Genomic DNA, 15012 nt, shown 5'->3' with positions numbered 1-15012 from the left:
GACTGCCCCTGTCATGCCCATGGGTCGTTCCATGCCCCCAACACCCACGGCGCATCCGGGCGCTGTCAGCGTTCGCGACCGTAGTTTGCGAGAGGCTCATGCATGGTCTTCACAGACCATGCACCCCAGTCCTGCGCACCATGCAGAACACGGATGACGTAGATATCCTGGTCAACGACCTGATAGACAAGGATGTAGTTACCGACTACCAGCTCCCTCAGTCCCTTCACCCGGCTGATACGCCCAAGCCCCGGCTGTGTGGTCAACAGCCCAGCCTGTTTTGCAAAACGCTCGTCGGTCTCCACCGCTGCGCGCGAACTGTCGGCACTGATGAAATCAAAAATGGCATCCCGGTCCAGAACGGCGCGCTCCGTCCACCAGAGTTTCATGGTGTTTTCTGGCCGCGTCGCTGAACCTCTGCCCGCCTCGCAGCAAAGCGCGCTTCCACCTCATCTGCCGACAGCAGGCGCCCGGCACTCACGTCATCCAGCCCGGCCTGCACTTCCCGCCGGAACCAGGCGTCATAAGCCTGTTTTTCCTGCTGCTGGCGCACGAAATCACGCATGAAATCGCGCAGCAGCTGGGCGCCGGTGCGATCCAGCCCCCGAGCGGCTGCCGTGAAATCTGCCTTCAGGGACTCATCCACACGAAAGGTGAAGGTTGCGTCCGTCATCTGGGCCTCGATGTGTTACAGGATAAGTGCATCATAACATGTGTATCTGCCACAACCCGGCACTGCCTGTCCGCTTTCCTGCCTGCTTCCCTGCTTCCCTGCCTTCCTGCTCTTCCTCCCCTGCCCTTCCTTCCCCACCCCGCATTCCCTGCCGGCTCCTGCCCCTCCCGCGCCCCCGTCCCTCGCCCGTACCGTTGCCTCCACCCAACACCCACGGCGCACCCGGGCGCTGGACGGGCGTCACATGCCGCCCGTACCCGGGCCACTACCGGGGCGTGGGCAAAACCCGGACGATCGGACACCGTGACCATGGACTTGCCTTGCCGTTCACATCATGATGCCGCAGAACCACTCATCATCCACGCCTGCCTCTGCCCCTGATGCCTCTACCCGCACCGGACATGCCGGCCGGGCCAGGCTGCCCGTCAGGCCAGCGCCGCAGGGTGCACGGCTGCCGCAGGAAATGCTGGATGGCACGGAAGAAGAGCTGTTGGCGGCACTGAAACAGCAACAGGGTGCCCTGCCGGATTATCTGGAACCGGTTCTGTACGAAGACAGCCCGCACCAGTGTGTGGCGCTGCTGCCCCCGGAAGGTTTGAACCCTCTGGCCGGCACCGCTGACGGGCTGCCGGGGCTGGCCGATGCAGCCGCCCTGGCACCGGCCGGACAGGCGGCCCCGGCGGGCATGACCGCTGCCGTGCAAACGGGGGCTGGCGGTTCGGTGTCAGCCGTCGCCACTCAGGGCAGTGTCAGCTCGCTCCCGGCCGCCGCAGCCGGAAGCAGCATCAGCACCCTGCCCACCATTGCTGCCGTGGCACCGGCGGAGACGGCCGCGGCGGGCGCTGCTTCCGAGGTCATTCTGGCCAGCACGGCCGGCGCCCCCTATGCCTTCAGCCCGGTGGCCATTGCAGCCGGTGCTGCGGTGCTGGCCGGTGGCATTGCCGTGGTGTCCCATGGCCAGGGCGCCGGCATGGGCACTTCGCCTGCGGCCAGACTGGCCCTGGACGGACGCAATACGCGTGGCAACGACAACCCGGCAGATATCACGCCGACGCCCCAGCCCGAACCGGAACCCGCACCACGGCCCTCACCGGCCCCTGCGCCGCAGCCGGCCCCTCAACCATCTCCGGCCCCCGCACCGCAACCGGAACCCGCGCCCCACCCCTCACCTGCTCCGCAGCCAGCCCCCGAGCCAGCGCCCGTACCGACACCTGCACCGGCACCGGAGCCCCCATCCACACCCGAGCCCGTGCCGGTTCCTGCTCCCGTTCCCTCGCCAGAGCCTGCGCCCGAACCCGCCCCAGCCCCGGTTCCCGCGCCACAGCCGGCACCGGAGCCAGCCCCCGAGCCCCTGAAGCCCAACGTCACACTCGACCCGCTGCCGGTGGCCTACAACGGTGAACGCACACTGGGCGCCGCCCTGCTCGGCCGCGACCCGGGTGGCAAGACCGTGGACTACGTGCTCGTTCAGCACGCCGGCGCCAAGGACGCCGACCCTGCCAGCACCACCGGTGGTGCAGGACTCTGGCTGCGCGGCACCGACGGATCACCCGCCACGAAGCTGGAAGCAGGTGCCGTCATTGCACGCGCGGATCTCGACCGCGTGTACTGGAGCACCGAAGGCAATGCCGGCGGCGTGCTCCGGTTCGTGGCAAGCGACGCCAGCGGCACGCCCGTGGGCGGCGCCACACCGCAGATCCTGCCGCTGTACGAATCACCGCAGCCGCCAGCCTACCCGGAGCAGGTAACCCTGTTCGTCTTGCATGACACCCTGGCGACCATCACCCATGCCGCACTGCTGGGCAACGATCCGGCGCATCAGCCCAGGCACGGCATTCGCATCGACAGCATCGATACGAAGGGGCCGGACGGCAGCGGCATCGGCCTGGTGAAATACAACCACGCCGACCAAACGTCCGTGCCGGTCAAACCGGGAGAGATCATTCCCTGGGACCGTCTGGGCACCCTGCACTGGGACGCACGGCACAACGACGGTGGCACATTCCGCTTCACCCCACTGGATGAGCGCGGCAACCCCATCGAGGGAGCCCGGCCGGCCGTCATCCACATGTACGAATCGCCGCAGCCCCCCGCGTACCCCAGCGATCAGCCTGTCCAGCGGGTGGCCTGGGAGGGTACGCTGGCGCTGCCCGACACGCTGTTCAGCGGCACCAGCCCGGAACACGCACCGGCGTTCATCCGCATCAGCAACATCCAGCCGGACGGCGATGATCCAGCCGGCACCCCGCCCCTGCTGCTGGGAGCCGGAGTCGACGGCGAACCCGTCACCGAAGGACAGATCATCCCGGCGGCCCGGTTTGCCCAACTGATCTGGAATGCGGCCGGCAACCGGGGCGGCAGTTTTCTGTTCACGCCACTGGACGCCAACCAGCTGGAAATTCGCGGTGCCGACCCGCGGACCATCCAGGTGCAGGAATCACCGGCGGCGCCCCAATACGACAGCAATGCCCCGGTACGGGTGGCGCACGATGCCGTGGGGACCATCGGGGCCAGCCTGATCGAGGGCAGCGTGCCTGCCAACGCGCCGGCACGCATCCGCATCGACGACATTCGCCCCGACCGTACCGGCGAACCGGACACCGCCACGACCCCGTCCACCATCCTGTACATCGAGCGGGACGGCCAGCGCGAACCGCTGACGGTGGACAGCACCGTCGACGCTGCCGATTTCGGCCGGATCCGCTGGGACGCCGGGGCCGGCAACGACGGCGGCACCTTTCGCTTCACGGCGCTGGACGACCAGGACCAGCCCATTCTCACGTCCGATAACCAGCCCGTCCGGCAGACCATCGCGGTGCACGAGTCTCCCGTCGCCCCCAGCTACGACGAAGAACTCGGCGCGCTGGTGACGGGCTGGCAGGAAGACGCCAGCGTGCAGACCCTGGTGTTCACCGGCCGCGTCCCCGAAAATGGCCCTGCATTCGTCCGGATCACCCACATAAATCCCCGCGATGAAGACCCGGACCATCCGGGTGCCCTGGTCATGGACGAAAAACCGGGCAGTGCAACGCCCGGCGGCGTCGTTCAGGAAGGCCAGATCATCAGCCGCGAGGATTTCGACCGGCTGCGCTGGTATTCGTCACGCAATCATGGGGGCAGCTTCAGCTTCCAGCCGCTGGACCGTCACCAGCACGACATTCCGGGCGCAGAAGAACGGACCGTCACGGTACACGAATCACCGCAGTCGCCGGACTACGCCGGCGCACCCGGCATCGTCACCGTGCCGCACGACCAGCAGCATGATCTGGCTCGCGAGCTGTTTGCCGGCGCCGACCGCACGCTGTCGCCGGGCATGATCGGCATTCAGGACATCAGTGCGGCGGGCAGCGGGGCACAGGCGGCCGGCAGCCTGCTGCTGCGTCAGGACGATGGCAGCCTGAAACCCTTGGCCGTCCGGGACATCATTCCCGCAGCCGATTTCGGCAAACTGGTCTGGGACGCCTCGGTCAACGAAGGCGGCAGCGTCACGTTCGTCGTGGCCGACCCTGACGGGCTTGCCTATCTGGATGACCAGGGCAATCCGCTCACCCGGACGATCACGGTTCAGGAAGCGCCAGCCATCCCCGACTACGCCGATCCGCGCGAGATGGTGGTGGTGGGCCATGACCAGACGGCCATGCTGGGTGCAGAAATCTTCAGCGGCAAAACACCCGGCAGGGCGCCCGCGCAGGTGCGCATCACGGCCATCGATCCGAAGGAACCCTCCGGCGACGCGGCCCACGGCCTGCAGCTGGATGCCGGCGGTGACGGTGGCGCAGCGCCCACGCCGGTTGCGGTGGGCCAGACCATCAGCGCTGCCGATTTTGGCCGGCTGGGCTGGAACGCAGCCGGCAACGGGGGCGGCAGCTTCTCCTTCCAGGCGCTGGACCGCGACGGCAACCCCATCACCGGATCCGGCCCGCAGACCATGACCGTGCACGAGTCGCCGGTGGCCCCCACCTACACCGGCAACAGCGGCGAAAATGGCAATACCACCCGCTTCGACGTGGCCGGTGAAAACAATCACCCGCTGAACACCCCCGCAGCCGTCAGCATGCTGCTGGGCAATGACGACGGGCACCGTGCCGCGTATTTCATGATCATGGACCTGGCGCCAGCCAACGCCCGCAGCGACCGCTCGCTGATGCTGACCGGCGTACCGGGCCAGGCCAACCGGGTACTGCACGACGGCGACACCATTGCTGCCGAACACGCCGGCAAGCTGAGCTGGAACGCCAGTCTCAACGATGGCGGCACCTTCCGCGTGCTGGCGCTGGATGCCGACCAGATTCCGGTCGTTGGCACCGACGGGCTGCCGGTGACACACACCATTGCCATTCACGAACTGCCCAAAACGCCATATTACGAGCCCGACACCATCCGGCCGCGGGCCACGCACGACCAGACCGACGTGGTGGTGGATGCCACGGCCTTCCGCGGCAACGACGAGGCCAGCTACCCTGCGCCGGCACAGATTCGCATCGACAGCATCGAAGCACGCGGCGGTGCCGGGGCACAGCCCGGCCTGTATGTGCTGCGCAATGGCGTTCGGGTGGACCTTGCCACAAACAGCACGGTACAGGCCAGTGAATTCGACCAGGTGCGCTGGGATGCCAGCCACAATGATGGCGGCCGCATCCGCTTTACCGCGCTGGATGAACAGGGCGTGGAAATCCAGAAAAAACCCTACCAGCCCGCGGTCCGCGTCATCGATGTGTCGGAATCTCCCGTTGCACCCGAATACCCTGCCAGCATGACGGCCCGGGTCCAGCACGACGGCACCGTGGATTTCCGCAGCACCTACCAGAGCCTGCTGGACGGAACCGGCACCAGCAAACCGGCCTACATCCGCATCGACAGCGTCTCGCCAGCCGACCCCAGCACCAGCAGCGAAGCCCTGACGCTCACCGTCAATGGCAACACGGAAAACATCGGTGCCGGCAAGGTGCTGGGGCTGGCCAGCGCCCATGACCTGACCTGGCATGCCGATGTCAACAACGGCGGTACCTTCACCTTCACGGCCCTGGACAGCAGCCGCCAGCCCATCCTGAACGCCGATGGCAGCGAGGTGCAGAAGACCATCACCATCTCGGAGGGACGGGTACATCCGGATTATTCGTCTGACGCACCGGTCAGCGTGAAACGCGCCACCGGCACCCCACTCGACGCCTCCGTGGTGGAAGGCAGCCAGCATGAGCGGGCCCCGGCCGCCATTCGCTTCGACAGCTACACCGAGGCCGATGGCACCACGCCGGGGCATGCCCCCGTCTATGTGCTGCGAGGCGGCAAGAAGGTCTATCTGAACGACGGGGATGTGATTCAGCCCGGAGAATTCGGCAGTCTGCACTGGGACAGCGCCCACAACCACGGCGGAAGCTTCACGTTCACACCGCTGGACACCGACGGCCAGATGATTCCGGGCATGCAGGCGCAGACCGTAACCGTGCGGGAAGCCGGGGAAAACCCAAACTATCCGGCCTCCCAGCCCGTCCAGTTCGTTCCCTACGACGGCACACTGACGCTGCCGGAAAAGACCTTCGTGGGCGCCCATGCCACCAGCAAGCCCTATTACGTGCGCATCACCAGCGTAAACCCCACAAACGGCAGCGCAGGCCTGATGCTGGACAGCGATGGCCCGAACGGCCCCGATGCGCCCCGTGCCATTGGCCCGAATCAGACACTCTCCACAGAGGACATGAAGCGCGTCACCTGGGATGCATCCACCAACGATGGCGGCACCTTTACCTTCGAGGTGCTGGACTACTACAAGAACCCCGTGCCGGGCGTGCCGCTGCAGACCGTGACCGTGGACGAGCTGCCTGCACCACCGGTGTACACGAAGGAAACCGATGTGCAGCACGTGCCGTTCGCGCAGGTGCTGAAAATCGGTGCCGACCATGCCGACATGCTCAACGGCACCGACGGCACACGCAAGCCTGCCAGCATCCGCATCACCAACATCGTGCAGCCGCATGATCTGGACACCAGCCATTCACCGCTGCAGCTGCGGGACAACAACGGCTCCGGCACGGTGGCGCAGCAGCTCCAGAAAAACGACGTGATCAAACAGCAGGACTTCGGCAAGCTCGTCTGGGACGCCAGCAAGACCGACGGCGGCAGCTTCACCTTCGAGGTGCTGGACGCCCAGGACCGCGTGATGCACGACCCGCAGGGGCAGAAGGTCACGCATACGGTGAGCATCGATGAGCATGCGGTGGCGGGAAATACGTTAGACCTCGGCGCGCTTGCAGCGGCAGGCACACACAGTGCTACCGTCGCCGTGGGGCACAACACCATCACCTGGATGAGGCCCGATGCACTCGAAGCGCAGACTCCGGGCGAGTTGCGGTATTTCAAGGTCTTCTCTGAAATCACGGCAGCAGAGGAAACCACCGGTCAACGATACATCTGGTGGCAGGCCAGCCAGGAAGGCCCCCATGCCTACGAGTTCATCCAGAAAGCCGGCCTGACCCCGGAACAGATGCAGGCACACGCCGCATCACTGGGTGGCAAAATCATGTCCATCGACAGCCCGGCCGAGCTGGCCTGGATGCAGAGTCAGAACCTCAGCGCCAACGATTTCAGCGACAATGACTATTACTTCATCGACCACATCGGCGGACGCCAGCCCGGTCACAGCCGCGGCTACATCATCGAGTTCGAAAACTACAGGCATCCGCTGCAACTACGGGACGCCAGCAACCCGGATCAGCTCGATCCCGACGCGGGCCTGCTCTGGAATGGCACCATTCTCTCCACGGAGCAGCTGCAGCGCCTGAGCTGGGACTCCACGACCAACAGCTGGGGAACCGTCACGTTCCAGCAAGTGCAAGGCACCAGCCTGCGTCACAGCGACCAGGATCCCGAGGACAACCATACCGATAAAACGCTCAGCGGGAACCAGTTCGTCGGCTACCCGATCACCCTGACCTTCAGGGAGGTCAGTGCCGGGCAATCTCCGGGAGACACCCCGACCACGCAAGGCAGCCAGCGCAGTGTGCGCAGTGTGACGCTGCAGGATCTGACACAGGCCCCCACGGACAACGTGCCAGGCCTGGAAGAGACTCACCATGCAACCGGCACGGCTTCCTCTGGCACGGCTGATCCCGGACCAGCACCCAGCTCGCTGAACATCTGGCACGGCACCAGCCCGCTGGATGATCCGGCGCAGCATCCGGCACTGGTCTGAAGCTGGCCACGGGCCTGCGGCTGTCCCGCTTTTTCGGCCTGTCCGACGGCTTCTGGACCGGGCTGCAGCTCGATCACGACATGGCCAACGCCAGAGAAGCACTGGCGGATGTGCTGGCCAGTATCACGCCCCATGTGGTAAGCCAGTAAATCACAATCTGACACAGGGCAGCGCCAGCCGACCATTCATGCCGGATCTGCTGGCCCTGCGCCAAGGGGGCGGGGATGATGAACATCATAAACAACCATGGCTGCAAAGCCCCTGTTCATCATGAATCCCAACACGTCACATGGTCTCTCCAGCATGATGCCGGCCGGCGAAGCGTCCCAGGTCAAGGGGGCTTCGCACCAGCATCAACCGGGCCTGTCCGGTGACTCGCCCGCCGGCATGCCGCCGGTCATCCATGGCAGCCTGCTGGCTGCAAACGATGCCATTGCCGTTCGCCAGGGGCTTCCGGGCGCACGCCGCCCTGGCCGGAACGGACAGGACGAGGACGACCGGGCGTGCCGGGATGAGGAAAGGGACGAACAGGGCAATCCCGTCCAGCATGCGGACGGCCGCGACGACGACGACAGTTGTGCCGCCCTGCTGGCCGCTCCGGCCGGTGAAGGTGCTGCAGCCAGTTCGGCCGGCAGTACTGGCGCGGCCGCAGCCATGGGCGCCACAGGCGCTGCGGGTATCGCCAGCACGACGGGAAGCTCGGGCGCTGCCGCCGCAGGCACGGCCGGCGCCGCCACGGGCATCTCCCCGAGCGCGGCGGCACTGACCCAGACACTGCTGATGGGCGGTGCCGTGGCTCTGGGTGGATTCGGTGGCAGCGACAGCACTGCGTCGGACAGCCGTTCGGCCAATGGCCGTCACGGCAACGATACGCCCTCCATCGATCCGGGAAGCCCCCAGAACCCGGGAAACGCTCAAAACCCCGGCAATGCACAAAACCCGGGCAATACACAAAACCCGGGAAACGCCCAGACCCAGGACGACACGGGCAGCCTCGCCCAGAATTCGCTGAAACCGGCGGTCACGCTCGACGCACAACCCGTTCCCAGCAACGGCCAGCGCTCGCTGGGTGACCTGTTCTTGCACGGCAGCGGTGCCCATGGAGCACAGGGCGGCAATGGCAGCCATGCAGGCAACGGCGGCACCAGCAGCGGAAACGGCAGCGGTGACAACGGCAATCCTGCAGGCAATGGTGACGCCGGCAGCGGTGCCAGCGGCAATGGAAACAGTGGAAGCGGCAACCACGGTGCGGGCACGGGCAACGCCGACGTGTCACCCGAGTATGTGGTGCTGCAGCGCGTGTCCCTCAACGGCAGCAGCCAGGACAGCGCTCAGGGTGGCCTGTGGCTGCGTGGCACCGATGGTTCGGAACCCAGACTGCTGAAGGAAGGCGATGTGATCGCCCGGGCCGATTTCGACCGTGTGTACTGGAACACCGAAGGCAACACCGGCGGCGAATTCCAGTTCGTGGCCAGCAACGCACGCGGTGTACCGGTCAGCAACGCCACGCCGCAGATCGTGCCCATCTACGAGTCCCCGGAACCGCCGGTCTATGACGCCGACGCACAGACCCGGACGCAGACCGTGGCACACGACCAGACGCTCTCCCTGCCGTCTGCCCTGCTGGCGGGCAGCGATGCCGGCAAGGCACCGGCCGGTGGCATCCGCATCGACCGCATCGATGCGGCCAGTCAGGACACAGACCATGGCACGCTGTATCGTGTGGTGACCGACGCATCGGGCACGCCGCAGCGCATCCCCGTGCAGGCCGGTACCGTCATTTCGCCCAGCCAGCTTTCCGAACTGGCGTGGGACAGTGCACACAACGCGGGAGGCTCCTTCACCTTCACGGCCCTCGATGGGAGGGGGAACCCCATCGAGGGTGCCGCACCGCAAAAAATCACCGTGCACGAGTCGCCGGCCGTACCCGCCTACAGCGCCACGCCGGTCGTCCACGTCGGGCATGACGAGGTCACGCCCCTGAAGGCGCAGCTGTTTACCGGCGACAACGACACCCTGAAACCGGCCGCCGTGCGCATCGACAAAATCCAGGCCACGAACGCCGATGGTTCGGTGTCGGAACAGGGCACCCCTGCCCTGCTGATGGACCCGGACGGGGATGGCCCCAAGGAAGCCACCCTTGTCAGCGAAGGACAACGGATTTCTGCCGATGATTTCGGCAAACTGCGCTGGGATGCCCACGGCAGCGACGGCGGCAGACTCGCCTTCACGCCCGTGGATGCCGACGGCGTTGCGTACGGCACGACGCAGCAGGTGACGATTTTCGAGCAGCCACTGCCACCGGTCTATGCCCAGGATATCGACCCGATCCAGGCCGGCTTCCAGAAAATGGTGAACCTGAGTGACCACCTGAGCACCATCATCGGCAGCGACGCCACCCGCGCCCCGTCGGCCATCCGCATCGACGAACTGACGGCGCCGCACCCGCAGGACGGCGCCCAAACGCCGCTGTTCCTGAAAAACGACGATGGCTCGCTGACGCCGGTGACGGCCGGGGATGGTCACAATGTCATCCAGGCTGCCGATTTTTCCCGCCTGGTGTGGGATGCCAGCAAGAGCGATGGCGGCTGGTTCATTTTCGAGGCACTGGACGCCCAGGGAGAGCCCTTCCCCAACGCAACGGGCCAACACCTGGCACACCGCGTGCAGATCGATGAAGATGCCGTGGCCGGTCACACGCGTGACAGTGAGGATTACGTGGCCAACAACGTGGCCAATGATTCCATCACCTGGCTGACGCCCAACGCCTATGGCCCGGCACCGGAAACCCTGCGATTCTTCCGGCTGGGTGACATCACGGCCTGGGAAAGTGGCGGCCAGACGCGCATCGTGATGGACGCCGCCACCAGCCCGGACGGCAAGGAAGCCGCGTACGAAATCATTCGCCACGCCGGCCTGACACTGGAAGAAGCCCAGGCACAGGCCGCGGCCCGGGGCGCCAAACTGCTGACCATCGACAGCCAGCAGGAGCTGGACTGGCTGCAAAAACAGGTCACCGATGGCAGGTTCGGCATTCACAACGAACCCGACAAGGGTACGGACGACACCGACCTGTCTGGCTACGTGTACACCAGCAGGCTGGGCACGGCCGACGGCACGCCGGAGGCCCAGGGCAGCAACGCGAAGGGCTTCATCATCGAATACAACGATTACAAGTCCCCGCTGCGCCTGCACAGCGCCACCGATTCCGGAAAGTTCGAGTATCTGCACACGGGCGATGTTCTGTCCAACCACGACATGCAACGGCTGACCTGGGACTCGCACCAGAACAACGGCGGCAAGATCTGGCTGGTCGAACTGGAGCCGCAGGCCGATGATCCCACCAAAGCCAGTGACAAAACCACGGGTGAATGGATTGGTTGGGGCTTCGAGGAACGCGACCGCCTGGGCACCTACGGTACGTGGGAAGAAGTGCACAACAGGCTGGGTGTGCGCAGCGTGAGCGCCACCAGCCAGGAAGCGCCCTCCGCCACGACACAGGCCGATGCCGACACGCACGCGGCCGTGGACGCCAGCCAGCTGAACCTCTGGAAAGGCACCAGCGCGCTGCTGGATGATCTGCAGCATGCATCGCTGGCACTGATCTGAGCGGGCGTCGGCCCGGCTGCCCGAGTTGTGCCATGGTTCGCGCCCCTTTGGGCGTGCAGGGGCGCGATACCACTGCATCCTGGGACTCATTCGTCCTCTCGCCGGACGTGACCCGGCTGGCGCTGCGTTGGCCAGGCTGCCTGCGATGGTGGCCGGGCCTCATCCGGGCAACCCCATCGTTCATGTTCACTGGGCACAGGCATGGACACAGCCATTTTGTTACGTATCTAATGACAAATGACACAGTGCAGCCCCAACCGACCATTCATGCCGTGAACAATGGCGTCCGGTCGGACAAATATGGATGATGAATATCCTAAACAACTCTGGTTGAAGAGGCCTTGTTCATCATGACTTCCCATACGCCACGTGATGTCCCCAGCAACACACTGTCAGGCAGCACGCCCCGCGTGCAGGGTGGTTCACTCCAGAAGCACCGCATTTATTCGGGTGACGAGCTTTCCGGCATGCAGGTACTCAGCGATGGCAGTCTGCTGGCCGCAGCCGATGCGATTGCCGTCCGGAAAGGACGCGCAGGTGCACGCCGGCACGGAGAGGACGGACATGATGAACAGGACGATGCGGCCTGCCGGCAGGAAGAGCGCGATGAACAGGGCAATCCCGTCGTCCATCATCCGGAGCACGACGATGATGACAGCCGGTGCGCCGTCCTGCTTCCCGCAGGGGAAGGCGCAGCGGCATCTGCCGCTGCCGGGGCCGGCACGGCTGCTGGTACCACGGGAGCAGCCGGGGCTGCCGGTGCCGTGGGCACGGCAGGGTCGGCAGCCGCTGCAGAAGCCACGGCCGCCACAGTGACGGGAGCGGCCGGTGTGGCCAACATCACCGCATCGGATGGTGCTGCTGCAGGCGCGGCGGCCGGCACACGCAGTGCTGCCGGCGCAGCAGGCGCAACCAGTGGCGCGGGCACGGCGGGTGGCGAACTTGCCGTCAGCGGCACGGGTGCAGCCGGTTCCACGAGGTGGGTGACCTCATCCCGGCCGACCAGTTCGATGCCATTGCCTGGAACGCCAGCGGCAACGCGGGGGGCACCTTCACCTTCGAAGCGCTGGATGCCTCGAAATTCCCCATCGCCGGGGTGAGTGCGCAGGCGGTGGAGGTGCAGGGATCACCCGCAGCCCCGGTGTACGACACGGAGTATGTCCGCCTTGCACACGACCACGTGACTCCGCTGGACCGCACCCTGTTTGCGGGCACCGACAGCACACGCGAGCCTGCGTTCATCCAGATCACTGTGCTCGCGAACAACCCCAATGATGGCACCAGCACGGGCGGCCTGATGTTCGATGCCGACGGCGACGGCCCGGAAGCGCCAGAGGCCGTCTATACGACCCAGGTCATCGCCCGTGAAGATTTCGGCAAGCTGAGCTGGGACACCACGGGCAATGCAGGCGGGGTCTTCGTAGTCACGCCCATGGAGGGCAGCGACCTGAATCAAATCCAGCCCATCCTGGACGCCGATGGCTCGCCGGTTTCCCAGGGCATCACCGTGCATGAATCGCGGCCGGTGCCCGACTATACGATGGAAAACGGCGTCACCGACATAAACGCCCGCTTCGACAACGAAGACGCCATTCCCTTCACCGTCTTCACCGGTGACAACGAGGACACCATTCCGCCTGCCGTACGCATCGACAGCATCCAGCCGACCAACCCGGACGACCCCAATGCCCCTGCGCTGCTGCTGGATCCGGATGGTGACGGGCCGGAAGCCGCCCGGGCCGTGAAGGCGGGTGACACCATCCAGCAGGCCGACTACGAGCACCTGCGCTGGAACTCCACCCACAACGAAGGCGGCACGGTGACGTTCACTGCCCTGGATGTGGACGGGGAGCCCATCATCGGCGCCGAGCCGCAGACACTGCACGTGCACGAGCAGCCGCTGCCGCCGGTCTATGAACAGGAAGCCGATCCGGTGGCCGCCCCGTTCCAGCAGCTGGTCGCACTGGGCGAGCACCACCTGGCCAAGATCATCGGCAGCGAGGAAAACCGGGCGCCTGCTGCCATCCGCATCGTCGAAACACAGGCCCCCCACCTGCTCGACGGCGCCAGCACGCCGCTGTACATGAAGGGTGAGGACGGTACGCTGACCCCGATGAATGCGGATGAGAGCAACAACACCATCTCCGCGGCAGATTTTGCCAAACTGGTCTGGGACGCCAGCAAGAGCGACGGCGGCTCGATCACCTTCGAGCCGCTGGACGCCCGGGGAGAGGCCTTCCTGGGCGATGACGGCAACAACATCACCCACCGCATCGACATCAACGAAGACGCCGTGGCCGGCTACTCGAAGGACGGCGGCAAAACGGTTCCCAACGTGATCACCGACTCCATCACCTGGCTGACCCCCAATGCCTACGGCCCCGCACCGGAAACGCTGCGCTTCTTCAAGATGGGCGGTATCAGCGCCTAGGAAAACGGTGGCTATACCCGGATCGTGATGGACGCCGCCACCAGCCAGGACGGCAAGGACCGGGCCTACGAGATCATTCTGCACGGAGGTCTCACCCGGGAACAGGCCGAAGCCGAAGCAGCGGAACGCGGTGGCACGCTGCTGACCATCGACAGCCAGCAGGAACTGAAATGGCTGCAGGACATGGTCGAAAATGGAAAATTCGGCATTCACGGTGATGCAAGCAAGGGCCCGGACGATACCGATCTATCCGGCTATCTGGACGCCAGCAAGCTGGGGGCGGCCGCTGGTACGGTGGTGGAGCCGGGCCCCGGCACCAAGGGCTTCATCGTGGAGTACAGCGATTACAAATCCCCGCTGCGGCTGTACAGCGAAAGTGGTCCCAATGATTTCCGTTATGTGCACGAAGGTGAGATCCTGACCAACCGCGAACTGCAGCGTCTGGCCTGGGATTCGACCCGCAACAACGGCGGCAATTTCCGGATGGCCGAACTCGAACCGAAGGCCGACGATCCCAGCCAACCCAGCGACACCGTCAAGAACGGCTGGCCCACATGGGGCTTTCAGGAGCGCAGCCGCAACGACACCACCGGCACCTGGGAAGAGTGGCACGAAAAGGTGGGCCTGCGCAGCCCGTCCACGACCAGCGGAAAGTCCCTGGGCACACAGCACATCCAGGACGCGCCGGATACCCAGGACGCACCGGCCACGCCCGACACACTGGCCCTGCACGATCTGTCGAACGCCGCAGGCACACCGGCTCACACCGGCGCACAGGCCGTCACCGGAACCCCGGTTCAGACCGATGCGCACACCACCGGTACCAGCCCCCTGTCCGTTTGGCAGGGCATCAGCCCGCTGGTGGATGATCCGCTGCACCCGTCCGTGGCTGTGATCTGACCAGAAAAGCCCATGTAGTGCTACGCTTCACCCAGCCCCTCGCCAGGCGAAAGCCGGTGACGACCGGGCATCCCTCCCGTCGGCAAGGCACAAGCCGGCGCCGGGCGGATGCCCCCTTTCGGCGCCTTCTGCGCGCCAGCGCAGCAAAGCCGAAAGGGGGTTCCGCCCGGCGCCGGCGCTCTCCCCCACGAAGTGACGAAGTGAAGCGCA

The 15012-nt window shown here is 65.6% G+C and carries 8 protein-coding genes; 4 read left to right on the top strand and 4 right to left on the bottom strand.

From position 1 onward, the window contains the following. Nucleotides 1–65: 65 nt before the first annotated feature. The gene (locus EHV23_RS00340) at nt 66–389 is read right to left on the bottom strand and encodes a type II toxin-antitoxin system RelE/ParE family toxin (protein WP_125094216.1); all 324 of its coding nucleotides are present in this window, start codon (nt 387–389) and stop codon (nt 66–68) included. Then, nucleotides 386–673 (bottom strand): CopG family ribbon-helix-helix protein, encoded by a 288-nt coding sequence (locus EHV23_RS00335; RefSeq protein WP_125094215.1) that lies wholly within the window; start codon nt 671–673, stop codon nt 386–388. Before EHV23_RS00335 ends, EHV23_RS00340 begins: the two co-directional genes overlap by 4 nt. A 334-nt stretch (nt 674–1007) precedes the next feature. On the opposite strand from EHV23_RS00335, the gene EHV23_RS00330 reads away from it, so the two are divergent. Continuing rightward, on the top strand, nt 1008–7862 hold the full coding sequence (locus EHV23_RS00330) for a C-type lectin-like domain-containing protein (protein WP_158615756.1): 6855 nt from the start codon (nt 1008–1010) through the stop codon (nt 7860–7862). A gap of 246 nt (nt 7863–8108) precedes the next feature. Then, the gene (locus EHV23_RS00320; RefSeq protein ID WP_125094210.1) at nt 8109–11471 is read left to right on the top strand and encodes a hypothetical protein; all 3363 of its coding nucleotides are present in this window, start codon (nt 8109–8111) and stop codon (nt 11469–11471) included. 422 nt (nt 11472–11893) lie between these two features. Here EHV23_RS00320 and EHV23_RS00315 read toward each other — a convergent pair whose 3' ends face one another. Together EHV23_RS00315 and EHV23_RS00310 are read right to left on the bottom strand one after the other, a co-directional pair. Beyond that, nucleotides 11894–12106 (bottom strand): hypothetical protein, encoded by a 213-nt coding sequence (locus tag EHV23_RS00315; RefSeq protein WP_125094208.1) that lies wholly within the window; start codon nt 12104–12106, stop codon nt 11894–11896. Next, complete coding sequence (locus EHV23_RS00310) at nt 12103–12447, bottom strand: hypothetical protein (RefSeq protein WP_125094206.1); 345 nt, start codon at nt 12445–12447, stop codon at nt 12103–12105. Before EHV23_RS00310 ends, EHV23_RS00315 begins: the two co-directional genes overlap by 4 nt. Nucleotides 12448–12450: 3 nt before the next feature. On the opposite strand from EHV23_RS00310, the gene EHV23_RS00305 reads away from it, so the two are divergent. Both EHV23_RS00305 and EHV23_RS00300 read left to right on the top strand, forming a co-directional pair. Beyond that, nucleotides 12451–13902, top strand: a complete 1452-nt coding sequence (locus EHV23_RS00305) for a hypothetical protein (RefSeq protein WP_125094204.1) — start codon at nt 12451–12453, stop codon at nt 13900–13902. A gap of 27 nt (nt 13903–13929) precedes the next feature. Next, the gene (locus EHV23_RS00300) at nt 13930–14802 is read left to right on the top strand and encodes a hypothetical protein (RefSeq protein WP_125094203.1); all 873 of its coding nucleotides are present in this window, start codon (nt 13930–13932) and stop codon (nt 14800–14802) included. The last annotated feature ends 210 nt before the right edge of the window (nt 14803–15012 follow it).

The sequence above is a fragment of the Lautropia dentalis genome (assembly GCF_003892345.1).
In the GTDB taxonomy this organism is placed as follows: Bacteria; Pseudomonadota; Gammaproteobacteria; order Burkholderiales; family Burkholderiaceae_E; genus Lautropia; species Lautropia dentalis.
This window is presented reverse-complemented; position numbering and strand designations above follow the sequence as displayed.